Source organism: Delftia sp. DS1230 (assembly GCF_040112715.1).
GTDB classification, from domain to species: domain Bacteria; phylum Pseudomonadota; class Gammaproteobacteria; order Burkholderiales; family Burkholderiaceae_C; genus Comamonas; species Comamonas tsuruhatensis.
Map to the genome: position 1 here is coordinate 1,489,878 of NZ_CP157763.1, position 25,818 is coordinate 1,515,695.

At 69.0% G+C, this 25,818-nt stretch carries 22 protein-coding genes; 17 read left to right on the plus strand and 5 right to left on the minus strand.

Going from position 1 to position 25,818, the window contains the following annotated elements; all coding sequences use genetic code 11:
* Positions 1-72: 72 nt before the first annotated feature.
* From AAN986_RS06685 to pbpC, 10 genes are all read left to right on the plus strand, one after another.
* The gene (locus AAN986_RS06685; RefSeq protein ID WP_047217399.1) at positions 73-1,017 is read left to right on the plus strand and encodes a helix-turn-helix domain-containing protein; all 945 of its coding nucleotides are present in this window, start codon (positions 73-75) and stop codon (positions 1,015-1,017) included.
* A gap of 131 nt (positions 1,018-1,148) precedes the next feature.
* Complete coding sequence (locus tag AAN986_RS06690; RefSeq protein ID WP_034396725.1) at positions 1,149-2,549, plus strand: amidase; 1,401 nt, start codon at positions 1,149-1,151, stop codon at positions 2,547-2,549.
* A gap of 66 nt (positions 2,550-2,615) precedes the next feature.
* Positions 2,616-3,683 carry an ABC transporter ATP-binding protein gene (locus AAN986_RS06695; RefSeq protein WP_047217398.1) on the plus strand — a complete coding sequence of 356 codons (1,068 nt, stop codon included), beginning with the start codon at positions 2,616-2,618 and terminating at the stop codon, positions 3,681-3,683.
* Between the two features lie 91 nt (positions 3,684-3,774).
* Positions 3,775-5,070: an ABC transporter substrate-binding protein gene (locus AAN986_RS06700; protein WP_047217397.1), complete on the plus strand. Its 1,296-nt coding sequence runs from the start codon at positions 3,775-3,777 to the stop codon at positions 5,068-5,070.
* Between the two features lie 21 nt (positions 5,071-5,091).
* On the plus strand, positions 5,092-5,988 hold the full coding sequence (locus AAN986_RS06705; RefSeq protein WP_047217396.1) for a sugar ABC transporter permease: 897 nt from the start codon (positions 5,092-5,094) through the stop codon (positions 5,986-5,988).
* Positions 5,985-6,833 (plus strand): carbohydrate ABC transporter permease, encoded by an 849-nt coding sequence (locus tag AAN986_RS06710; protein ID WP_016447843.1) that lies wholly within the window; start codon positions 5,985-5,987, stop codon positions 6,831-6,833. The genes AAN986_RS06705 and AAN986_RS06710 overlap by 4 nt, the downstream gene beginning before the upstream one ends.
* A gap of 48 nt (positions 6,834-6,881) precedes the next feature.
* The gene (locus AAN986_RS06715) at positions 6,882-7,271 is read left to right on the plus strand and encodes a glyoxalase/bleomycin resistance/dioxygenase family protein (RefSeq protein ID WP_047217395.1); all 390 of its coding nucleotides are present in this window, start codon (positions 6,882-6,884) and stop codon (positions 7,269-7,271) included.
* Positions 7,268-8,137 carry an endonuclease/exonuclease/phosphatase family protein gene (locus AAN986_RS06720; RefSeq protein WP_047217394.1) on the plus strand — a complete coding sequence of 290 codons (870 nt, stop codon included), beginning with the start codon at positions 7,268-7,270 and terminating at the stop codon, positions 8,135-8,137. The genes AAN986_RS06715 and AAN986_RS06720 overlap by 4 nt, the downstream gene beginning before the upstream one ends.
* Before the next feature lie 94 nt (positions 8,138-8,231).
* A complete protein-coding gene (locus AAN986_RS06725) occupies positions 8,232-8,792 on the plus strand; it encodes an HdeD family acid-resistance protein (protein WP_012207099.1) in 561 nt (186 codons plus the stop codon).
* Positions 8,793-8,855: 63 nt separating this feature from the next.
* Positions 8,856-11,150 carry a penicillin-binding protein 1C gene (gene pbpC, locus AAN986_RS06730; RefSeq protein WP_241150320.1) on the plus strand — a complete coding sequence of 765 codons (2,295 nt, stop codon included), beginning with the start codon at positions 8,856-8,858 and terminating at the stop codon, positions 11,148-11,150.
* Positions 11,151-11,188: 38 nt separating this feature from the next.
* Here the strand turns inward: pbpC and AAN986_RS06735 are convergent, their stop codons facing one another.
* Together AAN986_RS06735 and AAN986_RS06740 are read right to left on the minus strand one after the other, a co-directional pair.
* Positions 11,189-12,154, minus strand: a complete 966-nt coding sequence (locus AAN986_RS06735; protein WP_047469248.1) for a bifunctional helix-turn-helix transcriptional regulator/GNAT family N-acetyltransferase — start codon at positions 12,152-12,154, stop codon at positions 11,189-11,191.
* 155 nt (positions 12,155-12,309) lie between these two features.
* Positions 12,310-13,968 (minus strand): L-lactate permease, encoded by a 1,659-nt coding sequence (locus AAN986_RS06740; protein WP_047217391.1) that lies wholly within the window; start codon positions 13,966-13,968, stop codon positions 12,310-12,312.
* Positions 13,969-14,187: 219 nt separating this feature from the next.
* Here AAN986_RS06740 and AAN986_RS06745 point away from each other — a divergent pair, with 219 nt between their 5' ends.
* Positions 14,188-15,363, plus strand: coding sequence for an alpha-hydroxy acid oxidase (locus AAN986_RS06745; RefSeq protein WP_016447837.1), 1,176 nt, complete (start codon positions 14,188-14,190; stop codon positions 15,361-15,363).
* 64 nt (positions 15,364-15,427) lie between these two features.
* On the opposite strand, the gene AAN986_RS06750 is transcribed toward AAN986_RS06745, so the two are convergent.
* On the minus strand, positions 15,428-17,128 hold the full coding sequence (locus AAN986_RS06750; protein WP_047217390.1) for a 2-isopropylmalate synthase: 1,701 nt from the start codon (positions 17,126-17,128) through the stop codon (positions 15,428-15,430).
* 296 nt (positions 17,129-17,424) lie between these two features.
* On the opposite strand from AAN986_RS06750, the gene AAN986_RS06755 reads away from it, so the two are divergent.
* Positions 17,425-18,282, plus strand: a complete 858-nt coding sequence (locus AAN986_RS06755; RefSeq protein ID WP_034366348.1) for a helix-turn-helix transcriptional regulator — start codon at positions 17,425-17,427, stop codon at positions 18,280-18,282.
* 19 nt (positions 18,283-18,301) lie between these two features.
* Here AAN986_RS06755 and AAN986_RS06760 read toward each other — a convergent pair whose 3' ends face one another.
* Positions 18,302-18,850: a DUF3455 domain-containing protein gene (locus AAN986_RS06760; RefSeq protein WP_016447834.1), complete on the minus strand. Its 549-nt coding sequence runs from the start codon at positions 18,848-18,850 to the stop codon at positions 18,302-18,304.
* A gap of 304 nt (positions 18,851-19,154) precedes the next feature.
* On the opposite strand from AAN986_RS06760, the gene AAN986_RS06765 reads away from it, so the two are divergent.
* The 5 genes from AAN986_RS06765 to AAN986_RS06785 all read left to right on the plus strand — a co-directional run bounded on the left by AAN986_RS06765 (position 19,155) and on the right by AAN986_RS06785 (position 24,882).
* Positions 19,155-19,739: a sigma-70 family RNA polymerase sigma factor gene (locus AAN986_RS06765; RefSeq protein WP_016447833.1), complete on the plus strand. Its 585-nt coding sequence runs from the start codon at positions 19,155-19,157 to the stop codon at positions 19,737-19,739.
* Positions 19,740-19,776: 37 nt separating this feature from the next.
* The gene (locus AAN986_RS06770) at positions 19,777-20,604 is read left to right on the plus strand and encodes an anti-sigma factor (RefSeq protein WP_016451141.1); all 828 of its coding nucleotides are present in this window, start codon (positions 19,777-19,779) and stop codon (positions 20,602-20,604) included.
* A 232-nt stretch (positions 20,605-20,836) separates the two neighbouring features.
* Complete coding sequence (locus AAN986_RS06775) at positions 20,837-21,775, plus strand: DMT family transporter (RefSeq protein ID WP_017404187.1); 939 nt, start codon at positions 20,837-20,839, stop codon at positions 21,773-21,775.
* Between the two features lie 42 nt (positions 21,776-21,817).
* Positions 21,818-23,131, plus strand: coding sequence for a DNA polymerase IV (locus AAN986_RS06780; protein ID WP_016447830.1), 1,314 nt, complete (start codon positions 21,818-21,820; stop codon positions 23,129-23,131).
* A gap of 191 nt (positions 23,132-23,322) precedes the next feature.
* Positions 23,323-24,882 carry a PAS domain-containing methyl-accepting chemotaxis protein gene (locus tag AAN986_RS06785; RefSeq protein ID WP_012207084.1) on the plus strand — a complete coding sequence of 520 codons (1,560 nt, stop codon included), beginning with the start codon at positions 23,323-23,325 and terminating at the stop codon, positions 24,880-24,882.
* A gap of 23 nt (positions 24,883-24,905) precedes the next feature.
* On the opposite strand, the gene queF is transcribed toward AAN986_RS06785, so the two are convergent.
* Positions 24,906-25,754: an NADPH-dependent 7-cyano-7-deazaguanine reductase QueF gene (gene queF, locus AAN986_RS06790; RefSeq protein ID WP_043791423.1), complete on the minus strand. Its 849-nt coding sequence runs from the start codon at positions 25,752-25,754 to the stop codon at positions 24,906-24,908.
* Positions 25,755-25,818 lie beyond the last annotated feature (64 nt).

The window sequence follows — 25,818 nt, forward strand, 5'->3', positions numbered from 1 at the left end:
CGCGGCACCCCGGGCCTTTGGGTAAACACCGGGGTGCCAGCCGGCGGCCGCCTGCGGATACTGGGCGCTGCCATGCAGCTCGAATACTCTACCCATTCGCAGGAGCCACGCCATCGTTTCGACTACTGGCACGAGGTGGTCTGCCGCCACTGCATCCCGGCCGACAGCCACCGCGCGCAGGGGGATGGTGCCGGTCCCGGCGGCTTCGGGGCCACGCTGTCCGTGCGGTCCCTGGGACTGCTGGAGATCAGTGCCATGTCGGCGCCCAGCCACCGCTGGGTGCGCAACGCAGCCCACCTGCGCCTGCATGCCCGCGACGAGCTGTGGCTGGGCTATCTGCTCCAGGGCCAGGCCGAGGTGCGCCAGGGCGGGCAAGTGGCCCGGCTGAGTGCGGGCAATCTGGTGCTTTATGACGCTGCGCAGCCTTTCGAATTCTCGGTGGCGCCCCGCGATATCCTGCTGATGCGCATTCCGCGCAGCGAATTGTTGAATCGCTTTGCCCGTGCACCCTTGCACGCGGGCCGGGCGCTGCATGGCCATGCCCCGGCCGTGGCGCCGCTGCGGGCCATGCTCGGCGAGGCCATGGCCATGCCGCCTGCGCCGCACGGTGATGCCTTGGCGCAGCGCTTCGGCATGGCGCTGCTCGACGTGCTGGCCCTGGCGCTGGAGATGCAGGAAATGGCCGTGCAGCCCCGCTCGGAACGGGACCTGCATGGCCGCATCCAGGCGTTCATCCAGGACAACCTGGGCTCGCCCGAGCTGTCGCTGCAATGGCTGGCGCAGCAGCACAACGTCTCGCCCCGTACCGTGACGCGGGCCTTTGCGCGGCACAACCAGACGCCCATGGGCCTGGTATGGCAGCTGCGGTTGCAGGCCAGCCGCCAGGCCCTGATGCAGGGGCGCTGCTCCAGCGTGACCGAGGCGGCCTTCGCGCATGGGTTCTCCGATGCGGCGCACTTCAGCCGAGCCTTTCGCAAGGCGTTCGGCTGCACGCCCCGCAGCCTGCTGGCCGCCTGAGCAAGGTCGCTGACCCTCCCGAACAAGCGTCGGTGCCGCCGGCTCCCTAGCATGGGCCTGCCGTGCGTCCCGTGCGGCTTTTCCAGTGCAACAACGGTGGCGCCCCGGAGCCGGGCGCCGGGAGACATGCCATGAACGACAGCGAACTGCACCATCTCGAACTGCTGGAGGTGGGGCGCGAGATCCAGTCCCGCCGCATTTCCTCGGAAGAGGTGACCCGCCACATGCTGGCGCGCATCGAGGCCGTGGACGCGCGGCTGCACAGCTACGTGACGGTGATGGCGCAGCAGGCGCTGGAGGACGCCCGCCGCGCCGACGCCGAGATCGCGCAGGGCCGCCGCCGCGGTGCGCTGCACGGCGTGCCGCTGGCGCTCAAGGACCTGCTGTGGACCCGGGGCGTCCCCACCACGCATGGAATGACGCTGCACCGCGACCATCGCCCCACGGAAGATGCCACCGTGGTGCGCAGGCTGCGCGAGGCCGGCGCCGTCATCCTGGGCAAGCTGCAGCAGACCGAAGGCGCCTTCGCCGACCACCATCCCGAGATCACTGCCCCTGTCAACCCCTGGGGCGCCCAGCTATGGCCCGGGGCCTCGTCCAGCGGCTCGGGCGTGGCCACGGCGGCGGGGCTGTGCTTCGGATCGCTGGGCACGGACACCGGGGGCTCCATCCGCTTTCCATCGGCCGCCAACGGCATCACGGGGCTCAAGCCCACCTGGGGCAGGGTGAGCCGCCACGGCGCCTTCGAACTGGCCGCGTCCCTGGACCACATAGGCCCGATGGCGCGCAGTGCCGCCGATGCCGCAGCCATGCTCGCGGCCATCGCCGGGGCGGACCCGCTGGACCCTACGGCCAGCCAGTGCAGCGTGCCCGACTATCTGGCCATGATGACGCGCGGATTCTCCGGCCTGCGCCTGGGCATGGACCGGCAATGGGCCCTGGACGGCGTGGATGCCCCCTCCCGCCAGGCGGTGGAGCAGGCCCTGGCGGTGGCGCAGCGCCTGGGTGCCAGCGTGCAGGAGGTCCGCTTTCCTGATGCCACCCAGGCGGTGGAGGACTGGCCGGCGCTGTGCGCGGTGGAGACCGCCGTGGCGCACGGCGCCACGTTCCCTGCACGGCGCGAGGCCTATGGCCCCGGGCTCGCCGGGCTGATCGACCTGGGGCTGGGCCTGTCCGCCACCGACTACCAGCGGCTGCTGCTGCGCCGCGCGGACTTCACGGGCCGGGTGCGTGCACTCTTCGCGCAGGTGGACCTGCTGCTGGTCCCCGCCACGGCCTTTGCGGCCCCCACGCTGCAGCGCATGGCGCATTTCGGCTCCGATGCCGAGCTGTTCTCGGGCATGCTGCGCTACACCTGCCCCTTCGACCTCACGGGCAGCCCCACGATCACGCTGCCCGGCGGACGCACTCCCGAGGGCGCGCCCGTGGCCTTCCAGTTCGTGGCCCCCGACTTCCGCGAAGACCTGCTGGTGCGCGCGGGCTGGGCGTTCCAGCAGGCCACGGACTGGCACAGACGGCACCCTGCTGCCTGAGCTGCGCGGGGCGCCAGTCCGGTGGCGCGACACGGGCCTGTCACACAGCCTTCCTAGACTGGCGTGATGTCCTTGATCGAGATGGAAGGTGTCGCCAAGTCCTGGGGCGGCACCACGGCACTGCAGGCGCTGGATCTGCGCATTGAACCCGGATCCTTTTGCGTGCTGCTCGGTCCCTCGGGCTGCGGCAAGTCCACTACGCTGCGCATCATCGCGGGCCTGGAAAGCGCCACCTCGGGCCGTGTGCGCATCGATGGGCAGGATGTCACCCAACTGCCGCCCGCTCGGCGCGGCATTGCCATGGTGTTCCAGAACTACGCGCTGTTCCCGCACCTGACGGTGGCGCAGAACATCGGCTTCGGCCTGTCCGTGCGCAAGGTCCCGGCGGCCGAGGCACGCCGGCGCATCGACGAGGCCGCTGCGCTGCTGGGCCTGGACGCGCTGCTGGCGCGCCGGCCCGGCCAGCTGTCGGGCGGCCAGCAGCAGCGCGTGGCGCTGGGCCGCGCCCTGGTGGCCCGCGCCCGGGTCTGCCTGATGGATGAGCCCCTGTCCAACCTCGACGCCCAGCTGCGCCAGGAAATGCGCACCGAGCTGCGCGAGCTGCAGCGGCGCCTGGGCCTGACCGTGGTCTATGTCACGCACGACCAGGCCGAGGCCATGGGCATGGCCGACCAGGTGGTGCTGCTCAGCCAGGGGCGCGTGGAGCAGTGCGCCGCGCCCCAGGAGATCTACCGCCGGCCCGCCACCACCTTTGCCGCGCGCTTCATCGGCACGCCGGCCATGAACATCGCGCGCCTCGACGGCCTGCACATCGCGGGCAGCCATGCCAGCGCCGCGCCCGCCGGCCTGCAGCAGCCGGGCCAGGCGCGCTGGCTGGGCGTCAGGCCCGAGGACATGCGCCTGTCGCTCCATGGCGATGTCGGCAGCGGCCCCGTGGTGGCTGCCGACATCGAGAGCCTCGAATACCTGGGCGCCGACCTGGTGCTGCGCTGCCGTGTGGGCAGCGAACAACTGATGGTGCGCACCGCTGGCAGCCAGCTCGGCGGCCTGCAGCCGGGCCAGCTCGTGGGCCTGCGCTGGGCGCGCGAGGCCACGCATTTCTTTGACGAACAGGGGCGGCGCTGCACGGCCTGAGGCCGTGGCACCGCTCCTATCTTCCTCCGCAGTTCCACCGTTTCAGCCGTTCCGGCTTTCGCACCCGAAGCACCTTCCAGGAGAGTCCGCCATGCAACGCCATGCCTTCCTCAAAACCCTCGCAGCCGCTGCCGCCCTGGCCGCCACGGGCCTGCTGCACACCGCCAGCGCGCAGACGCCGCTGGAGGTGCCGTTCTACTTTCCCGTGGCCGTGGGTGGCCCCATCACCAAGGTGATCGACGGCTATGCGGCTGAGTTCAACAAGGCCCATCCGCAGTACCGGATCACGCCCGTCTATGCGGGCACCTACCAGGAGACCATCGTCAAGGCGCTGACGGCCCACAAGTCGGGCAAGCCGCCGGCCACCTCGGTGCTGCTGTCCACCGACATGTTCACGCTGATCGACGAGGACGCCATCGCCCCCATCGACGACTTCGTGAAGACCGATGCCGACCGGGCCTGGCTCAAGGGCTTCTACCCGGCCTTCATGGCCAACAGCCAGGCGGGCGGCAAGACCTGGGGCGTGCCCTTCCAGCGTTCCACCGTGGTCATGTACTACAACAAGGAAGCCTTCAAGGAAGCCGGCCTGGACCCGAACAAGGCGCCTCAGAACTGGAAGGAACTCAAGGACGCCGCCCACAGGCTGACGAAGAAGGACGCCAGCGGCAAGGTCGTGCAGTACGGCATACAGATCCCGTCCACGGGCTTTGCCTACTGGATGCTGCAGACGCTGACCACGCCCAACGACGTGCTGCTGGCCAACGAGGCCGGCACCCAGGTCACGCTGGACAGCCCCAAGGTAGTGGAGGCGCTGGACTTCTGGGTGGGCCTGGTCAGGGAAGGCGTGCACCCTGCCGGCGTGGTGGAGTGGGGCACGACGCCCAAGGACTTCATGGAAAAGAAGGCCGCCATCATCGTCACCACCACGGGCAACCTGACCAATATCCGTGCCAATGCCAAATTCGACTTCGGCGTGGGCCAGATCGCAGGCAATGTGCGCAAGGGCTCGCCCACGGGCGGGGGCAACTTCTACCTGTTCAAGAAGGCGCCCAGGGAGCAGCAGGAGGCGGCCTTCCAGTTCATGAAGTGGGTCACCCAGCCCCCGCTGGCCGCGCAGTGGAGCATGGACAGCGGCTACGTGGCCGTCTCGCCCGCCGCCTATGACACGCCCGCGCTCAAGAAGTACGGCCAGGACTTCCCGCAGGCCCTGGTGGCGCGCGACCAGCTGCCCGTGTCGGTGGCCGAGTTCTCCACGCATGAGAACCAGCGCGTGACCAAGGTGCTCAACGACGCCGTGCAGGCCGCCCTCAACGGCAGCAAGACCTCGGCCCAGGCCCTGCAGGATGCGCAAAGGGAGGCCGACCGCATCCTGCGCCGCTACAAGTGATGGCCTCGCGCCGTTGACCGCATGAGCCACGCTTCCTCCTCTTTTGCGAGCGGCCGCCAGGCCGTCCATGCCTGGCTGATGCTGCTGCCGGCGCTGGTGCTGCTGGTGGCCTTCACGCACTGGCCGGCCGTGGCCACGCTGATCGACAGCCTGCATGCCACGCCGCGCGGCGGCCAGCCGGGGCCATGGGTGGGGCTGGAGAACTACGCCGTCATGGTGGACGACCCGGTGTTCTGGCAGGCCGTGCGCAACAACCTGTGGTTTGCGGCGGCCACGATTCCGCTGTCCATGGCGCTGGCGCTGGCCATGGCGCTGTGGGTCAACGAGAGGCTGGCCGGCCGCGCCTTCGTGCGCATGGCGTATTTCACGCCCACGGTGCTGCCCATGATTGCCGTGGCCAACATCTGGCTGTTCTTCTACACGCCGCAGTACGGTCTGCTGGAGCAGCTGCGCGGCGCACTGGGCCTTCCCGCGCACAACTGGCTGGGCGACCCGTCCACGGCGCTGGCCTGCGTGACCGTGGTGGCGGTGTGGAAGGAGGCGGGCTTTTTCATGATCTTCTACCTGGCCGCGCTGCAGACGCTCAATCCCAGCCTCAGGGAAGCTGCGGCCATCGAAGGCGCCTCGCGCTGGTACTTCCTGCGCCGCGTGCAGTGGCCGCTGCTGATGCCGACCACGCTGTTCGTGCTGGTCAATGCGGTGATCAATGCCTTCCGCCTGGTGGACCATCTCTTCATCCTCACGCGCGGCGGGCCGGACAACGCCTCCACGCTGCTGCTCTATCACCTGTACGAAGTGGGCTTCAAGTTCTGGGACACGGGCTATGCGGCGGCCATCACCGTGGTGCTGGTCGTGGTGCTTGCGGCCGTGGCGCTGCTGCAGTTCTTCGTGCTCGACAAGAAGGTGCACTACCAATGAGCGCCGCACCCATTGCCCCGCGCCATGCGCCGCCCGCGCTGTACGGCGCCACCTGGCTGGATACGCTGGCCGCCTGGCTGCTGGCCCTGCTGTGGATACTGCCGCTGGCCTATGCGTTCTGGACGGCCTTCCATCCGCCCGAATACTCGGCACGCTTCGACCTGGCCGCGCCCTGGACGCTGGAGAACTTTCGCCGTGCCTGGCAGGCCGCGCCCTTTGCGCGCTATTTCCTGAACACGGCCGTGCTGGTGGTCATGATTTTGGCGGCCCAGCTGGTGCTGGGCACGCTGGCGGCCTATGCCTTTGCACGCTACCGCTTTCGCGGCCAGGGCCTGGCCTTTGCGCTGGTGCTGGTGCAGCTGATGATCATGCCGGACATCCTGCTGGTGGCGAACTACCAGACCGTGTCGCGACTGGGCGCCGTCGATACGCTGCTGGGCATAGGCCTGCCGTACTTCGCATCGGCCTTCGCGATCTTTTTGCTGCGCCAGACCTTCCTGGGCATTCCCCGGGAACTGGACGAGGCCGCGCGGGTGGAGGGTGCCAGCACCCTGCAGATCCTGTGGCGCGTCTACGTGCCGCTGGCGCGGCCCGTGTACCTGGCGTTTGCGCTGGTGTCGGTGAGCTTTCACTGGAACAACTTCCTGTGGCCGCTGATCATCACCAACAGCGTGCAGGCGCGGCCGCTTACCGTGGGGCTGCAGGTGTTCTCCAGCGTGGAGTCTGGCGTGGAATGGGCCACCATCACGGCCGCCACGCTGATGAGCTCGGGCCCGCTGCTGGTGGCCTTCGTGCTGTTCCAGCGCCAGTTCGTGCAGAGCTTCATGCGTGCGGGGATCAAGTGACGGCGGTGCTAAAGTCACTCTTCCCTGCTTTCAATGCCGAGGTTCACCATGTCCGGACCCGCTAGCGCCGGCCTGTTCATCTACGCCAAGCAGCCCGACAGGCTGGCGCTGTTCTACATGGAGGTGCTGGCCATGCGCATGCTGCACCACACGAGCGAGCTCATGGTGCTGCAGTCGCCGGACCTGCAACTGGTGCTGCACGCCATTCCCGAGGCGATTGCGCGGCACATCACCATCACCGAGCCACCCCAGCCGCGCGAGAACGTGGCCATCAAGTTCTTTGCCACCGTGAAAAGCTTTGCGGCCGTGCGCCCCCTGGTCATCGCCCATGGCGGCCAGCTGTGGGAGCAGTCCTGGCAGGGCCCGGGCTTTCGCGTGTGCAACGCCATGGATCCCGAAGGCAACCTGTTCCAGCTGCGCGAGCCGCTGCCCGCATGATGCAGATCCTCACCTGGAACACCCAATGGTGCCTGGGCCTGGACGGCCGCATGGACCCGGAGCGCATCGTGGCGCATGCGCTGTCCATGGCCGATATCGACGTGCTGTGCCTGCAGGAAATCGCCATCCACTATCCGGGCCTGCAGGGCGCGCCCGGCGACCAGGTGGAGCAGGTGCGCGCGGCCCTGCCCGAAGGCTGGAAGGTCTTCTTCGGCGCGGCCGTGGACGAATTCACGGCCGTGGGCCGGCAGCGCTTCGGCAACCTGGTGGCCACGCGCCTGCCTGCTCTGCAGGTGGCCCATCACCGCCTGCCGTATCCGCACGATGGCGGCGTGCGCAGCATGCCGCGCTGCTGCACGGCAGTGACCGTGATGGATGCCGCACTGGGCCCCGTGCGCGTGATGAGCACCCACCTCGAATATTTCTCGCGCCGCCAGCGCATGGCCCAGGCGCTGGCGCTGCGTTCCCTGCAGATCGAGGCCCTGGGCCAGGCCGAGGCGCCGCCCCAGCCCGCCAGCGACGGCTCGCCCCAGCAGACCAAGCCCCACACGACGCATGCCGTGCTCTGCGGCGACTTCAACTTCGAGCCGCACGAGGACGAATACGCCGGCCTGTCCGCCCCCTGGGTGGCCGGCGAGCAGGGCGCCCTGAGCGCCGGCCAGTGGCACAACAGCTGGAGCGTGCTGCACCCGGACCAGCCCCAGCCGCCCACCTTCCGGTTGTTCGACCGCCAGTGGGGCCCCGAGCCCGGCGCCTGCGATTTCGCCTGGGTCAGCGACAGCCTGCGCGGCCATGTGCGCGGCTGGGCCGTGGACAGCGACACAAGGCTCTCCGACCACCAGCCCGTGCTGCTGCAGCTGGATTGATCCAGGTCAGGGACCGCCGCCAAGCCGGCCTTGGCCTACAGACAGTGCCGCAGGCCTGCTCCAAGGTCATGGGGACTGTTTTGAAGGAGCATCCATGAGCCCCAATCCGCTGTCCACGATTCTTCACCGCACCTGGTGGGTGCTGCTGCTGCGCGGCCTGGTCGCCATCGCCTTCGGCGTGCTGACCTGGGCGCAGCCGGCGGTATCGCTGGCGGCGCTGGTGCTGACCTTCGGTGCCTTCACCTTCGTCGATGGCCTGCTGGGCGTGTATTCGGCCATCCAGGGGCGCGACCAGATGCGCCATTGGTGGGTGCTGCTGCTGTGGGGTCTGGCCGGCGTGGTGGTGGGCGTGCTAACGGTGGTCGCGCCCGGCGTCACGGCCCTGGTCATGACGCTGTACATCGGCGCCTGGGCCCTGGTCACGGGCCTGCTGCAGATCGTGGCGGCCGTGCGGCTGCGCAAGGAGATCACGGGCGAGTGGCTGCTGATCCTGGGCGGGGTGCTGTCCGTGCTGTTCGGCGCCTTCGTGCTGGCCCAGCCGGGCGCGGGCATGATGGCCATGCTCTGGGTGCTGGCCACGTATGCGGTGGTCTTCGGCGTGCTCATGGTGCTGCTGTCCTTCAAGCTCAAGAAGGGCATACGCCATTCTTCCTGAGCCGCTGGCCCAAAGGCGGACAATGCCGGCTCCATGATCGAATCCCGGCGACCTTCCCCCTTCATGCGTCTTCCCCGCGCGGCCCTGGCGGCCGCGCTGCTGTTCGCGGCGGCCGGTGCCGCCCAGGCGCTGCCCAGCTTTTCCGAAGTCCGCGAAGGCCACCGCTCCTCCGAGACCGAACTGCTCTCGCGCGAGGGCGAGGTGCTGCAGCGCCAGCGCACAGACGCCAGCGTGCGCCGTGGCGACTGGGTGGCCCTGGCCGACATCTCGCCCGCGCTGCGCACGGCCCTGGTGCTCAGCGAGGACAAGCGCTTCTACGAGCACAGCGGCGTGGACTGGGCGGCCGTGTCCGCCGCCGCCTGGGGCAACCTCTGGAACCAGCGCACGCGCGGCGCCAGCACCATCACCATGCAGTTGGCGGGCCTGCTGGACGGCGACTGGCGCCAGGGCCCGGGCGGGCGCAGCGTGGTGCAGAAACTGGGCCAGACCGTGTCGGCCCAGGTGCTGGACCGGCGCTGGCGCAAGGACCAGATCCTGGAGGCCTACCTGAACCTGGTGCCCTTCCGGGGCGAGATCGTGGGCATCGATGCGCTGTCGCGCACCCTGTTCGGCAAGGCCGCGCACGGGCTGGACGCGCGAGAGGCCGCCATTGCCGCCGCCCTGGTGCGTGCCCCCAACGCCTCGCCCGAGCGCGTGGGCCGGCGCGCCTGCGGCGTGCTGCAGTCGCTGGCGCCCGAGGATGCGGCGGCGCGCGACTGCACGGCCATGGAACTGCTCACCGCCAGCGTGCTGCTGCGCCGGCAATGGGCGGCCAGCGAAGGCCAGGCCCCCCACCTGGCGCGCCGCCTGCTGGCCGAGCCGCAGTCCAAAGGCCAGGCCCGCGTGCGCTCCACGCTGAGCGCGCCCGTGCAGCGCTTTGCCGTGCAAAGCCTGCAGCAGCAACTGCGCGAGCTGCAGGGCCGCAACGTGGAGGACGGCGCCATCGTCGTGCTGGACAACGCCACGGGCGAGGTGCTGGCCTGGGTGGGCTCGTCGGGCGAATTGAGCCAGGCGGCCGAGGTGGATGGCGTCACGGCCATGCGCCAGCCCGGCTCCACCCTCAAGCCCTTTCTCTATGCCCAGGCGATTGCCGAGCGGCGGCTGACGGCGGCCTCGCTGATCGAGGATTCATCGGCCCACATTCCCACGCAGAACGGGCTCTACATCCCGCAGAACTACGACCGGCGCTTCAAGGGCTGGGTCTCGGCGCGCACGGCGCTGGCGTCGTCGCTCAACGTGCCGGCCGTGCGCACCCTGGTCATGGTCACGCCCGATGCCTTCTTCTCGCAACTGCAGCGCCTGGGCCTGCCGCTGCGCGAAAGCGGCGGCTACCACGGCTTCAGCCTGGCGCTGGGCAGTGCCGAGGTGCCGCTGCTGCAGCTCACCAACGCCTACCGCGCCCTGGCCAACGGCGGGCAGCTGACGCCCGTGCGCTGGGCGGCGCAGCCCACGGGCGCGGGGTCCGCAGCGCAAAAGCCGGCTGCGCCCGTGCAGGCCATCGACGCACGCGCGGCCTTCATCGTGGGCGACATCCTGTCCGATCCCATGGCGCGCGCGCCCACCTTCGGCACCGACAGCGTGCTGGCCACGCGCTTCTGGACGGCCGTCAAGACCGGCACCAGCAAGGACATGCGCGACAACTGGGCCGTGGGCTGGTCGCAGCGCTACACCGTGGGCGTGTGGGTGGGCAATGCGCGCGGCGAGGCCATGCACTCGGTCAGCGGCACCAGCGGCGCGGCACCTGTCTGGGCCGCCGTGATGGGCTTCCTGCACGCCCACACGCCCAGCCGCGCGCCCAAGGCGCCGGCGGGCGTGCTGCAGCAGGCCGTGCGCTTCGGTCCCGATGCGTCGGGCCTGCCGCTGGAGAGCGCGCGCAGCGAGTGGTTCGTGGCGGGCACGCAGCAGAGCCTGTTCGCCATGGCGGGCAGCGGCCTGCCTGCCGCATCCGCATCAACACGCGGGACTTCGGCCGCCTCGCCCGTGCGCATTGCGCGCCCGGCCAACGGCACCATCCTCGCGCTGGACCCCGACATTCCGCCAGACCGCCAGCGCGTGCAGCTGTCGGCCCGCCCGGCAGGCACGGCCGCCACGCAGGAATGGCAGGACGCCAGCCTGCGCTGGCGCATGGTCAGTACTGCCGCGCCCGGCGCGGCCGAGCCGCCGCCCAAGGAGATCGGCCGGGGTGCTGCCGCCGCCTGGATGCCCTGGCCCGGCCGCCACCGGCTGGAACTGGTCGATGCCAAGGGGCAGGTGCTGGACAGCGTGCAGGTGGAGGTGCGCGGCGCCGGCGTGGTGGCTTCGCGCGCGGGCGGGCGCTGAACGCCGCAGTGCGGCCCCAGGGCAGCCTCAGGGCAGCATCAGGGCCGAGCCCGTACGAAGCGCTGCTCGGTCACGGTCTCGCCCCATTGCTGGCCCGGCCATTCCTCGGCCAGGGTGAAGCCTGACGATTCGTAGAGCCGGCGTGCCGCATCCAGGCCGCTGAACGTCCACAGCTGGGTGGCCTCGAAGGCCTGCTGGTCGCAGAACGCCAGGGCCTGCTGCAGCAGCTGGCGCCCCGTGCCGGCGCCGCGCAGGCCGTCGTCCAGGATGAACCAGCGCAGGTGCGCCTGGCGGTCCTCGGGGTGCTTGGCCAGGTCTTCGCCATCGATGGCCACGGAGCCCACGACGCGGTCGCCGTCCAGCGCCGTCCACAGCTGGTTGCAGGGCTTGTCCAGCCGGCTAGCGAACTCGGCCAGGCCGCTGGCCACGCGGCTTTCGAAGAAGACGCCGAAACCTGCGTGGCGTGCATAGAAGCGCGCATGCATTTCCACGATGCGGCCGATGCAGCCGGGCCGGTATCCGGGCAGGACCTGTATCTGCGCGGGTGCGGGCAGGGGCTCCTCCTGCCGATGCGCCTGCAGTGCCTGGGCGTAGAGGGCCAGCCCGCGCGAGACCGCCTGTTGTTGCGGCGGCTGCATGCGGTCCAGCGCGGCCGTCACCTGCTGGCGCCCGAAGGCCTCGATGGCGGCCAGCGTGCGCCGGCCCTTGGCGGTGAGGGCCAGCCGCTTGACGCGGCCGTCCTCGCCATCGGCGGTTTCCTTCAGCTCGCCGGCCTCCACCAGCTTGCGCACCATGCGGCTGACGCTGGATTTCTCCAGCCCCAGCGCCTGGGCCAGCTGCGAGGCCGCCATGGACCCCTGCGCGCCGATCTCCAGGATGGCGTGCACGGCCGAGGGCGGATAGTCCGTGGCCGCCAGCGTGGCCTGCATGAAGCCCAGCTCGCGCACCATCAGGCGCGAGGCGGCGCGGATGTCGTCCACCAGGGAAAGATCGTGCTGCGGCATGGGTGCTCCTTGGGGCCGTGCAGGGTTTGAATATGGTTGCATGGTACAACCATAAATGCCGCTGCGCATCTGTTGATGCAGCGATGCGTACCCCAGGCGCAAAAAAGCCGCCCGGCGCATGCGGGCGGCTGGGGCCTGGCGCAGATGCGCAAGGCTCAATTGACCATCAGGCGGAACGGCCAGACATAGGCCTGCAGCGTCACGAAGATGCCCATCAGGCAGGCCAGGGCGACGGAGTGGAAGAACACGTAGCGCAGGATCTCGCCCTCGTGGTTGAACCAGCGCGTGGCCGTGGAGGCGACGACGATGGACTGCGCATCGATCATCTTGCCCATCACGCCACCCGAGCTGTTGGCCGCGCCCATGAGGTTGGGCGACAGGCCGAGCTGCTCGGCCGCCACCTTCTGCATGCCGCCGAACAGCACGTTCGATGCCGTGTCCGAACCCGTGAGCGCCACGCCCAGCCAGCCCATCAGCGTGCCGAAGAAGGGGTAGAACACGCCGGTGTTGGCGAAGGCCAGGCCCAGCGTGGTGTCGGTGCCCGAGTAGCGCGTCAGCGTGCCCAGCGCCAGCATCAGCACGATGGTGATGAGCGAATAACGCACCAGCCAGAGGGTGCGCACGAACTGGCTGACCAGTTGCACGGGGTTGTACTTCATGACCAGGCCGCCCACGATGGCCGACAGCAGGATGCCCGTGCCCGTGGCCGACAGCAGGTTCAGCGTGTAGATGGCGCCTTCCTTGGTGGGCTGGCGCACCACGGGCGGCACCTTCTCGACCATGTTGTGCAGGCCTTCCATGGGAAAGGCCGGTGCGAACAGGCCATTGAGCGCCGCCTTGACCGAGGGCAGGCCCCAGATGAAGACGAAGACCGTGAGGATGGCCCAGGGCGTCCAGGCGCGGATCACGTCGGCGCGCGGGTGCTGGGTCACGGCGCGGGGCGCCTGGGCCTCGCCGCCGCTGCTCTCATGGCCCTTGAGCGAGGTCGAGCGCCAGATGGTCCTGGGCTGCCATATGCGCAGGAAGCCGACCGTGCAGACCATGGAGACGATGGCCGCGATGATGTCCACCAGCTCGGGTCCGATGAAGTTGGACACCAGGTACTGCGGAATGGCGAAGGACACGCCGGTCACCAGGATGATGGGCCAGATCTCCATCATGGCCTTGCGCCCGGCAAAGGCCCAGATCAGCCAGAACGGCACCAGCACCGAGAAGAACGGCAGCTGGCGGCCGACCATGGCCGTGACCTCCATCAGGTCGTAGCCATGGACCTTGGCCAGCGTGATCACCGGCGTGCCCAGCGCGCCGAAGGCCACGGGCGCGGTATTGGCGATCAGCGACAGGCCCGAGGCGGCCAGCGGCGAAAAGCCCAGGCCGATGAGGATGGCCGCCGTCACGGCCACGGGCGTGCCGAAGCCGGCCGCGCCCTCGAAGAAGGCGCCGAAGGCGAAGGCGATCAGCAGCAGCTGGATGCGCCTGTCCTCGGTGATGCCGGCAATGGAGTCCTGCAGGATCTTGAAGCTGCCGTTCTTCTCTGTCAGCTGGTGCAGGAAGATGATGTTCAGGACGATCCAGCCGATGGGCAGCAGCCCCGTGAAGCCGCCGAACAGCGCCGCGCGCCCGGCCATGCCGGCCGGCATGTTGTAGACGAAGACCGCGATCACCAGCGCGGCAACCAGCCCGGCGCCGGCCGCCAGATGGGCCTTCATGTGCAAAAAGCCCAGTCCCACCAGCATGACCACGACCGGAATGGCCGCAAGCAGTGTGGACAGCCACATGTTGGAAAGAGGGTCGTAGACCTGTTGCCAAACCATAGGAGCTTCTCCTGAAGAGTTTTTAGGATGTTGTGCGGGGCGGATCGTTACTCCCATGGCGGTTTGGCGCACTAGCGTTAGCCCTGGGTTGGGCTGCGAGAGAGAAAATTTCAATCGGCGCACAAATCACTTCAAACCCGAACGGGTGGCCGGAGCCCGCGCACGGCACTACCATGCTCGGCAGTCCCGCGGCATGCGGGTTCCAGAAAGCCAGCAAACGTGTCCACCGACCTTTCCAAAATCACCTGCATCGAAGACCTGCGCGTCGTGGCCCAGCGCCGCGTGCCGCGCATGTTCTATGACTACGCCGATTCGGGCTCCTACACCCAGGGCACCTACCGCGCCAACGAGGACGACTTCCACCGGATCAAGCTGCGCCAGCGCGTGGCCGTGAACATGGAGGGGCGCAGCACGCGCACCACCATGATCGGCGAGCAGGTCGCCATGCCCGTGGCCATCGCGCCCACGGGCCTGACCGGCATGCAGCATGCCGACGGCGAGATCCTGGGCGCGCGCGCGGCCAAGGCCTTCGGCATTCCGTTCACGCTGTCCACCATGAGCATCTGCTCCATCGAGGACATTGCCGAGCACACGGGCCGCCATCCGTTCTGGTTCCAGCTCTATGTGATGCGCGACCGCCGGTTCATGGAGCGCCTGATCGAGCGTGCCCGCGCGGCCAACTGCTCGGCCCTGGTGCTGACGCTGGACCTGCAGATCCTGGGCCAGCGCCACAAGGACATCAAGAACGGCCTGTCCACGCCACCGAAGCCCACGCTGCGCAACCTGGCCAACCTGGCGACCAAACCGCACTGGTGCCTGGGCATGCTGGGCACCAAGCGCCGCACCTTCGGCAACATCGTCGGACATGTGGATGGCGTGGCCGACATGAGTTCGCTGTCGTCGTGGACCGCCAGCCAGTTCGATCCCAGCCTGAACTGGGGCGACGTGGAGCGCATCAAGAAGCTCTGGGGCGGCAAGCTCATCCTCAAGGGCATCATGGACGCCGAGGACGCGCGCCTGGCGGCCGACAGCGGCGCCGACGCGCTCGTCGTCAGCAACCACGGCGGGCGCCAGCTCGACGGCGCACCCTCGTCCATCGAGGCCCTGCCGGGCATTGCCGAGGCGGCGGGCAAGGACATCGAGGTCTGGATGGACGGCGGCATCCGCAGCGGGCAGGACGTGCTCAAGGCGCGTGCCCTGGGCGCCCAGGGCACCATGATCGGCCGCAGCTTCCTCTACGGCCTGGGTGCCTACGGCGAGCATGGCGTGACGCGCGCCCTGCAGATCATCCAGAAGGAGCTGGAGACCACCATGGCCTTCTGCGGCCACACGCAGATCGATACCGTGGACCGCAGCATCCTGCTGCCCGGAACCTATCCGGGCGCCGTGCGCTGAACCGGCAAAAGCTGCACGAGAAAAGGACCGCCTCGGCGGTCCTTTTTTCCTTTCAGGCTGCGCCTCAGGCTTGGGCAGGTACGCGCCGGTTTTCCGGCTGCGCCGCCACCAGCCGGCCCGCCGCATGCAGCACCGCCAGGATGGAGGCGGTCACGATGTTGGCATGGCGCCCCGCACCGAAGCGCGTGCCCGCCACGCCGGGCAGGGCGGCCTCGACGATGGCCAGCGCCGTGGCGCCGGCGCCCTGGCCCAGGCTGCGCTCCTCGTAGTGGTCTATGCGCAGCGCCACGCCCAGGTGCTGGCCGATGGCAGCGGCCACGGCGTCGATGGGACCGCTGCCATCGCCATGCAGCTGCATTCGAAGCCCGTCCGTCCGCACCACTTCCAGCGCAATGCCCTGGCCCTTGGCGCTGTCGAACAGATGGTGGTTGTGGTAGCGCCAGGGAAGTTGCCGGGGTGCGAGGTAGGTGGACTCGAACAGCTCCCACAGGTCTTCACTGGCCAGCTCGGCCTCGCTGGCGTCGGCCTGGCGCTGCACCACGGCGCTGAATTCCACCTGCATGCGCCGGGGCATGGTCACGCCATGGTCGCGCTGCAGCAGGAAGGCGATGCCGCCCTTGCCTGACTGGCTGTTGACGCGCACGATGCTGTCGTAGGTGCGGCCCAGGTCCTGCGGGTCGATGGGCAGGTAGGGGACGCGCCAGGGCGCATCGGGCCGTTGCGCCGCAAAGCCCTTGGCGATGGCGTCCTGGTGCGAGCCCGAGAACGCCGTGAACACCAGGTCGCCCACATAGGGGTGGCGCGGGTGGATGGGCAGGGCCGTGCATTCCTCCGCAATGCGCGCCACGGCGGCGATGTCCGAGAAGTCCAGTCCCGGCGCGATGCCCTGCGTGTACAGGTTGAGCGCCAGCGTCACCACATCGAGGTTGCCGCTGCGCTCGCCATTGCCGAACAGGCAGCCTTCCACGCGCTGGGCGCCGGCCAGCAGCGCCTGCTCGGCGCAGGCCACGCCCGTGCCCCGGTCGTTGTGCGGGTGCACGGACAGCACGATGTGCTCGCGCCGCTCCAGGCGGCGGTGCATCCACTCGATCTGGTCGGCGAAGACATTGGCCGTGCTCACCTCCACCGTGGTCGGCAGGTTGATGATCATGGGCCGCGCGGGGCCTGCATCCCAGGCGCGGATGGCCGCGTTGCACACGGCCAGCGATACCTCCAGCTCGGCCATGCAGAACGTCTCGGGCGAGTACTGCAGAACCCATTCGGTCTCGGGGTGGGCATCGGTCAGTTCGCGCAGCAGGGCGATGTGCCGCTCCACCATGGCGATGATCTCGGGCACCTGCATGCCGAAGACGATCTCGCGCCAGGCCGGTGCCACGGCGTTGTAGAAGTGCACGATGGCGCGCCGCGCGCCGGCCACGCTGTCCACCGTGGCGCGGATCAGGTCCTCGCGCAGCTGGGTGATGACCATGGGCGTCACATCGGCGGGGATCAGCCCTTCGTCGATCAGGTGGCGCACGATGGCGTAGTCGGTCTGCGAGGCAGAGGGAAAGCCCACCTCGATCTCCTTGAAGCCTATGCGCACCAGCTCGTGGAACAGGCGCAGCTTGCGCTCGCGGTTCATGGGCTCGAACAGGGCCTGGTTGCCGTCGCGCAGGTCGGTGGACAGCCACACGGGCGCCTGGCTCAGCTGGCGCGAAGGCCATTGGCGGTCGGGCAGGTCGACGGCGGGGAAGGGAAGGTATCTGGACGCGGGATTCTTCAGCATGCGGGCCTCGCAGGAAACGCTGGGTATGCAGCCACCGGATCGGCCGGCAGCCCCGCTCTCCTGGCTTCCCGGTGTGGGGAAGCTGCGCCAGGCCGGGATCAGGGAGAGTCGGTGCGAAATGCGGCGCCTGCGCAGGCGCCCGGACCCCGGCCATGGGCCAGGGATGGTAGGGAGGGCGAGGGCAGGCGGTGCATGGTGCGATGGCGGTGAATCACAGGGAACGGGTGCCAGTTTGCGGGCAGGGCATTTGTCTGTCTTTATAGAATTTCTCATTTTCTCCATGGATCTGGACAAACATGCGCACTGCCGCTGAACTTCCCGCCGTGCCCTGTGGCCATGCCGGCCTGCCTGAGCTGCAGGCTGCCGCGCCCTTGCCCGTCACGGGCGTGGCCGGTGACTATCCGGCCGGGATGGAAGTGCAGGAGCACTCCCACGAATGCTGCCAACTGCTCTATGCCGTGCAGGGCGTGCTGGAGGTGCGCGCGCGCAGCGGGCGCTGGGTGGTGCCGCCCACGCGCGGCGTCTGGCTGTGCTCGGGCGTGCCGCACAGCCTGCGCATGCGTGGTGCCGTGCAGGTGCGCAGCCTGTTCGTGGATGCCCAGGCGGCGCAGGGGCTGCCGGTGGCGGACTGCGTGATCGAGGTCTCGCCGCTATTGCGCGAGCTGATCAGCGAGGTCGCGCGCTGGCCGGCGGCGCCGCAGCGTGGACAGGATGAAACGAGGAACCGGCTGGTCGTCGAACTGCTGCTGCAGGAATTGCGCCAGCCGCCTGTCGTGCCATTTCACCTGCCCTGGCCGCAGGATGCGCGCATGGCGGCTGTCTGCCGCGCGCTGGCCGAAGGCGGCCAGGCCGTGGGCCAGGGCGGTGAACGGGCTGAAAACCTGGCCGCCACGGCCGCCGACTGGGCCGCACGGCTGGCCATGGGCGAGAAGACTTTCCACCGCCATTTCCTGCAGGCCACCGGCCTGAGTTTCGGCCGCTGGCGGCAGCGCGCGCGGCTGCTGTCGTCCATGCAGGCCCTGCTGGCCGGCCGGCCCATCGTGCAGGTGGCGCTGGAGGCCGGCTATGAAAGCCACAGCGCCTATTCGCTGGCCTTCAGGCGCCAGTTCGGCATGCCGCCCTCGGCCTTCGGGGCAGGGGGCGGGCAGCCGTAGCGGCACCGGTGGCGGCGGATCAGGAAGCCTTCCAGATGATGTAGTCGGCCTGGTACTGCACCACCTGCTTTTGGCCCAGCGTGGAGCTGTTGCAGGCCATGGCCGGCGCCACGCCGCCGCGCGTGGCCACGCGCTGGATATAGGTCACGCCCTGCATGGCGCCCATGCCGGTGGCAGGTTCGGCCTTGACCAGTTGCAGGGGGATGTTGCCTGCGCTGGACGGCGCCACCGCGACCTGGGTGGCCGTGACCTTGGAGCCGTCCTGGTGCGCCCAGGTGGCGGGCGGGCCGAAGTAGCGGCCGATGACGCGGCCCTGGCGGTCCGTCAGGCGGGCATCGGGGCCGACGAAGGCCCACTCCTGCTCCATCGCCTGGTCCTTCTTGGCGCGGCACTCGTAGGTGATCTGACCGATGCCGACGGTTTCCATGGCGACCTTGTGGCCTGCGGGCACCTGCACGGCGGCCGGCAGGCCGGACTGGGAATAGCTCTTGCTCATGTCCATGGAGGAGCAGGCGCCAAGCGTCAGTGCAGCCATGGTGGCCAGGCCGAGGGGGAGGATGTAGCTCATGAGGTTCTCCAGGTCGAGGGGTTGAGGGATGTCGCCTTGGACCGCTGTCCGGGGCGCGACACACGGAATACGCAGCATGGGTGAGGTTGGATTCACCTGGGTGCAAAAAAAATTTATCCGCATCCGGTTCGCAATGTGCTGCGTATTGCCCAGTGAGAGCCGGCGCAGGCCGGCAGACCGGTACCAGACCCCCTGCAGGCCACCGATATGACCCCTGCAGCCGATTGAAGGACACGACAAGCCCCCCGGGGCGGCGACGCAACAGTGCGGGCCACGGGGCCGCCCGCTCGCCCACAATGCGTGCATGGGCACTACACCAACCGACCAAGAGCTGATGGACCTTCTGGACCGCATCGCAGCGCAGGACGAGCCCGCGCTCCGCAGCCTGTACGAGGCCACCTCGTCCCGGCTGTACGGGCTTGCGCTGCGCATCCTGCGGCACAAGGACTGGGCCGAAGACGTGCTGCAGGACAGCTACCTGCACATCTGGCGCAGCGCCTCGGGCTACCGGGGCTCGCTGAGCCCGCCGCTGGCCTGGATGGGCCTGGTGGTGCGCAGCAGGGCGCTGGACTTCCTGCGCCGGCGCCGCGCCGAACGCCTGCACCTGAACGAGGAGTTCGATGAGGCGCAACTGGCGGCCCATGGCGGCGGTAGCGATGAAAGCCAGGGCCCGCTGCAACTGGCCGAGGCCAGCGAGCAGGCGGTGGCGCTGTACCAGTGCCTGGAGCGGCTGGAAGGCCGCCAGCGCGAGGTGGTCAGCCTGGCCTACCTGCGTGACCTCAGCCACGGCGAACTGGCCGGCCAGCTGCAGTTGCCGCTGGGCACGGTCAAAACCTGGATCCGGCGCGGCCTGGAGCAGTTGCGCCGCTGCCTCTCGCGCCATGCGTGATGCAGATGACATGCTCTGAGCGGCCCAAGGATTTGCCATGAATATTTCCCGACACCCCGAACTGCTGGACCGGCTGGCCGCCGCATACGCCCTGGGCACGCTGCGCGGTGCGGCACGCCGCCGCTTCGAGCAACTGGCCCGTGACCAGGCCCCGGTGCGCGCCGCCGCCCTGCTGTGGCAGGGCCGCTGGTCGGCCCTGTCCGAAATGCAGGCTCCCGTGCGCCCCGACGATGCGGTCTGGGTCCGCATCGACAACCTGCTGCAGGCCGAAAAAGCCCGCGCCGCCCAGCCGCACCGGCGGCGCGCCGTTGATGGGCAAGGCCTGGACGAACGCGCGAAATCCGGCGTGGGCCGTGCCCTGGCCTGGTGGCGCGGCGCGGCCCTGCTGGGCGCCTGCGCCACCGTGGCGGCCGTGGCCGTGGGGCTGTGGTCGCACCAGGACCTGCGCCAAAGCGGTGAGCGCCAGCTGGCCGTGCTGCGCAACCAGCTGCAGGCCGCCCAGGTCGCGCTGCAGGCAACGCCCCAGATCCAGTACGTGGCCGTGCTGGCCGACGACAAGGCCGATGCCTCCATGCTCGTGACCTTCGACCCCGGCAAGAACAGCCTGGTGCTGCAGCGCGTGGGCGACTTCCACGAGGCCGCAGACAAATCGCTGCAGCTGTGGGCCCTGCCGCCCCAGGGCGGCCCGCAATCGCTGGGCGTGCTGGGACGCGACAAGCTCGTGAAGCTGACGGCAGCGGCCGCCGAAGTCCAGGGCGTGCCTGCCCTGGCCATCAGCCTGGAGCCCAAGGGCGGCGTGCCCAGCCAGACCGGGCCCACGGGACCGGTGCTGTTCAAGGGCGCGCTGATCCGGCGCGACCTGTAGCGCGCCGCGCAGGCCCGCTCGCCATTGGCGACGGCCGTGCTGCTGCACAACGCAGCCTGCTTGCCCTGGCCAGAGCAGGGCGCGCGTGCAGCGTTGGCTGGCCGGCCTCTGTTTCGCTGCCGGGCGCGGCAGCCTTCTCCAAGTGCGTGCGCCTGGTGCCCGACCGGCGGCTATGCTGGCCGGCACTCAGTCGCCCGCGCCATGCCGGCGGTGCCTTCCCTTTTTTGCCGACATGCTTTCTTCCCTCCAAGACCTGACCTGGCTGTGGGTGCCCGTGGTGCTGTTCGCCGCAGCCGCCCAGACTGTGCGCAATACGGCCCAGCGCTCGCTGACCTCCGAACTCGGCACCCTGCCGGCCACCCTGGTGCGCTTTCTCTACGGCCTGCCGTTTGCCGGCATCTACCTGCTGGCGCTGTACCTGGGAGGGGACGGGGCCTGGGCGCTGCCCCGGTTCTCCTGGGCCTACCTGGGCTGGATCGCGCTGGGCGCCTTCTTCCAGGTAGCGGCCACGGCGGCCTTGCTGCTGGCCATGAAGGAGCGCAACTTCGCCGTGGCCGTCACCCTGTCCAAGACCGAGGTGCTGCAGGTCGCCCTGTTCGCAGGCCTCTTCCTGCACGAGCTGCCCACGGCCGTGGCCCTGCTGGCCATGGCGCTGGCCACCTTGGGCGTGCTCATCCTGTCGCTGCCGCCGCGCGGCCAGATGCTGTCGCTGTCGGCCTGGGCCAGCCGCTCGGCGCTCTACGGCCTGGCCTGCGGTGCCTGCTTTGCCATCGCCACCGTGGGCTACCGGGGCGGCGCCGTGGAACTGGCGCGCCTGGGCGAGATATCTCCCTGGCTGTCGGGCGCCTGGGGCGTGCTGATTGCCCAGCTCATGCAGACCCTGGGCCTGGGCGCTTGGATTGCGCGCACCCACGCGCAGGGCCTGCGCCCCATCTTCCGCGCCTGGCGCGTGTCGCTGCTGGCCGGCGGCATGGGCGCGGCCGCCTCGCTGGCCTGGTTCACCGCCTACGCCCTGCAAGGCGCCGCGCCCGTGCGCACGCTGGGCATGGTCGAGGTGGTGTTCAGCTACATCGTCTCGCGCCGCGTGCTCAGCGAAAGCCTGAGCCGCCAGGAGAAGATCGGCATGGCTCTGATGGTGCTGGGACTGGTCCTCATCTGCCTGCAGGGATGAATGGTCCAGGGCCTGTGGGAACAAGCCCTGCAGGCTGTATGAATGCACAGTTGCCGCAATAATGGCGGCGTGCCTGAAACGACACCCACGACACCCGCAAGCCCTGCCGATGCTGCGCCTGCGCGCCGCATCGCCCACCTGGACATGGACGCCTTCTATGCCTCGGTGGAGCTGCTGCGCTATCCGCAGCTCAAGGGACTGCCCGTGGTCATCGGCGGCGGGCGCCGCGCGCATGACGAGGCGCTGGATGCGCGCTACGCCGGGCGGCTGCACGAGATTCCGGTGGACGAGTTCTCGCGCCTCAAGGACTACGTCGGCCGGGGCGTGATCACCACGGCCACCTACCCGGCGCGCCAGTTCGGCGTGGGGTCGGCCATGGGCATGATGAAGGCCGCGCGCCTGTGCCCCCAGGCCATCATGCTGCCCGTGGACTTTGCCGAGGTGCGGCGCTTCTCGCGCATGTTCAAGGAGATCATCGTCTCCATCGCCCCGCTGATGGAGGACCGCGGCGTGGACGAGGTCTACATCGACTTCACCGACGTGCCTGGCGGCCAGCGCGAAGGCGGGCGCGTGCTGGCTCGGCTGATCCAGAAAACCATCACCGACGCCACGGGCCTGACCTGCTCCATCGGCGTGGCCCCCAACAAGCTGCTGGCCAAGATGGCCAGCGAATTCAACAAGCCCAACGGCATCTCCATCGTCCAGCCCGAGGACCTGCAGACCGTCATCTGGCCGCTGGCCTGCCGCAAGATCAATGGCATAGGCCCCAAGGCCGACGCCAAGCTGCAGGCGCTGGGCATACGGACCATCGGCGAGCTGGCCGCGCAAAGCCTGCCCCAGCTCGTGCAATGGTTTGGCCGCGCCTACGGCAACTGGCTGCATGGTGCCTCCTGGGGCCGTGACGACCGGCCCGTGGTCACGCACAGCGAGCCCGTCTCCATGAGCCGCGAGACCACCTTCGAGCGCGACCTGCACGCCGTGCGCGACCGGGCCGAACTGAGCGCCATCTTCACCGACCTGTGCGAACGCCTGGCCCAGGACCTGCAGCGCAAGGGCTACATGGGCCGCACCGTGGGCATCAAGCTGCGCTACGACGACTTCAAGACCGCCACGCGCGACCACACGCTGGAGCTGCCCATGGCCGATGCCGCCACCCTGCGCCGCGCCGCAGGCCAATGCCTCAAGCGCGTGCCCCTGGCCAAGCGGCTGCGCCTGCTGGGCGTGCGCGTGGGCAACCTCGTTCGCACGGCCGACTGGAACGCCACCGCCCACGACCCGCTGGCGCGCGAGCAACTGCTCAGGGGACCGGCCCAGCCCGCGCCGGACAGCGATCCCTTTACACCTCAACTGTTCTGAATCATCACCACAAATCTGGCGCACACGCTGTAAAACCATGCACCAGTTCCGAGCATGGGACTGAGGTTGCCGTGCTGTGAGATGATTTGGAAATGTGAATTTGTGTTTCCGTTTGATGGATTCCGGTGGCTTCAGAGCGCTTCGCCTTGCCATTTCACAAGAACAAGAGACATCCCAAAGGAGTGGTACCCATGCGCGTGAATTTGCCCGTCAGCCAGCTCAACTACGACTTTCCGGGCGATGAGCTGCTGGTATCCGTCACCAACACCAAGGGCGAGATCACCCATTGCAACCCTGCCTTCGTGCGGGTCAGCGGCTATTCCTACGAGGAACTGATCGAGCAGCCGCACAACCTGATCCGCCACCCGGACATGCCGGCCGCCGCCTTCAAGGACATGTGGCGCACCATCGCCCACGGCTACCCGTGGACTGCCCTGGTCAAGAACCGGCGCAAGAACGGCGACCACTACTGGGTGCGCGCCAACGTCACGCCCATCATGGAAGGCGGCCGTCCGCGCGGCTACCTTTCGGTGCGCACCAAGCCCCGGCCGGACGAGATCGAGGCCGCCGAAGCCCTCTATGCCCGCATGCGCGCCGAAGCCGATGCCGGCCAGGAAACCCTGCGACTGCGCGGCGGCGAACTGCGCCGCCTGGGCCTGGCAGGCCTGTGGGACCGCCGCAGCGACCTGGGCCTGACAGCCCGCATGGCGCTGATGCTGGGCGGCGTGGGCCTGGCCGCCATGCTGCCCGACCTGCTGGGCTGGCAGGGCGCCGCAGCTTGGGGCACGCGCCTGGCCGCCTTGCTGGCGGGGGGCAGCTTTGTGCTGTGGCGCTTCCAGCAGCGCTGCGTGGCGGGCCTGGAACAGGCCAGCGGCTTTGCCGCCGACATTGCCAGCTGCCAGTTGGGCACCAACATGCAGCACGACTACAGCGGCCCCATGGGTGCCCTGATGCAGCGGCTGCAGCAGATCCAGATCAACCTGCGCGCCGTGGTCGGCGACGTGCGCACCGAAATGCGCGGCTTTGCCACGACGGCCCACGAGATCGCCCAGGGCAGCTTCGACCTCGCGCAGCGCACAGAATCCCAGGCCACCAGCCTGCAGCAGACGGCGGCCTCGATGGAAGAGATATCGGGCACCGTCGCACAGACCGCCGACACGGCCCAGCTCATGGCCCATGAAAGCGACCAGAGCCGCCAGGTCGCCGGCAAGAGCGGCGCCGCCATCCAGGAAGTGGGCGCTGCCATGGAGCACATCCGCGGCTCCTCGCGCCGCATGGGCGAGATCATCGGCGTGATCGAAAGCATTGCCTTCCAGACCAACCTGCTGGCCCTGAATGCCGCCGTCGAAGCGGCACGCGCAGGCGAGCAGGGCCGCGGCTTTGCCGTCGTGGCCGGCGAAGTGCGGGCCCTCGCCCAGCGCAGCGCCTCGGCCGCCAAGGAAATCAGCGGCCTCATCAACCGCACCGTGGACGGCATCAACGATGGCAACGCCCGCATGGACGCCGCAGGCCGCACCATCGACGGCATGGTCGACGCCGTGGGCCGCGTCAGCGACCTGGTCCACCAGATCAGCATCGCCACGCGCGAACAATCCGTAGGCATCGCCCAGGTCAACGACGCCGTGGCCCAGCTCGACTCCGTCACCCAGCAAAACGCCGCCCTGGTCGAGCAATCGGCCGGCGCGGCGGGCTCGCTGCGTGCCAGCGCCCAGTCGCTGGAGCGGTCGCTGGAGGTGTTTACGTTGAGGTGAGGGGAAGGGGGCGGCCGCGTCTTTTACTGCCGTGCAGAGCGCACGTTGGCCGGCAGCGCGCCAGGATGGCTGGTGCGGAATGGGTTGATGTCCAGGCCGCCACGGCGCGTGTAGCGTGCGTACACCGAGAGCTTGATGGGGCGGCAGCGGGTCCAGATGTCCATGAAGATGCGTTCCACGCATTGCTCATGGAATTCGTTGTGGTTGCGGAAGCTCACCAGGTATTGCAGCAGGCCTTCCTGGTCGATCTGCGCGCCGCTGTAGCGGATCTGCACGCTGCCCCAGTCGGGCTGGCCCGTGACCAGGCAGTTGCTCTTGAGCAGGTGGCTGACGAGGGTCTCGGTGACGGGCGCTTCCTCGTGGTTGGCGTGCAGCAGCTCTGGGGCGGGCTGGTATTGCGTGCATTCCACGTCCAGGCGGTCCAGCAGCAGGCCGTCCAGTTCCTGCACCATTTCCTGGTCGAAGCGGTCCAGGCCGATGATCTTCACGCCGATGCTGCCCTTTTGCTCGCTGCCTCGCCATAGCGCTTCGGCCAGGTCGGTGCGAAGGCGTGCCTGGACTTCGGCAGCGTCGGACAGGCGGGTGTTGTTGAAGCTGTTGAGGTAGAGCTTGAACGACTTGCTTTCGATGAGATTGGGGGTCTCGCAGGGGATCGTGAAATGCACGAGAGCCACCTGCGGCTTGCCGCGCAGGTTGAGCCAGGACAGTTCGAACGCCGTCCACAGGTCGGCGCCGAAGAAGGGCATCTGGCTTCCCTGAATGCCGATTTCCTCGCGCTTGGGCGCGCGGGGCAGGGGGAACAGCAGCGAGGGGGCGTACTGGTCGATGTAGGCAGAGCTTTTGCCTAGCTGGGATTGTTCGGGAGTGTTCATGGAAAAAGGGCCGGCCGTGCCGGCGCTGGTCAGGCCTGGACGGTCCGCGCGGAGCGCGTGGACC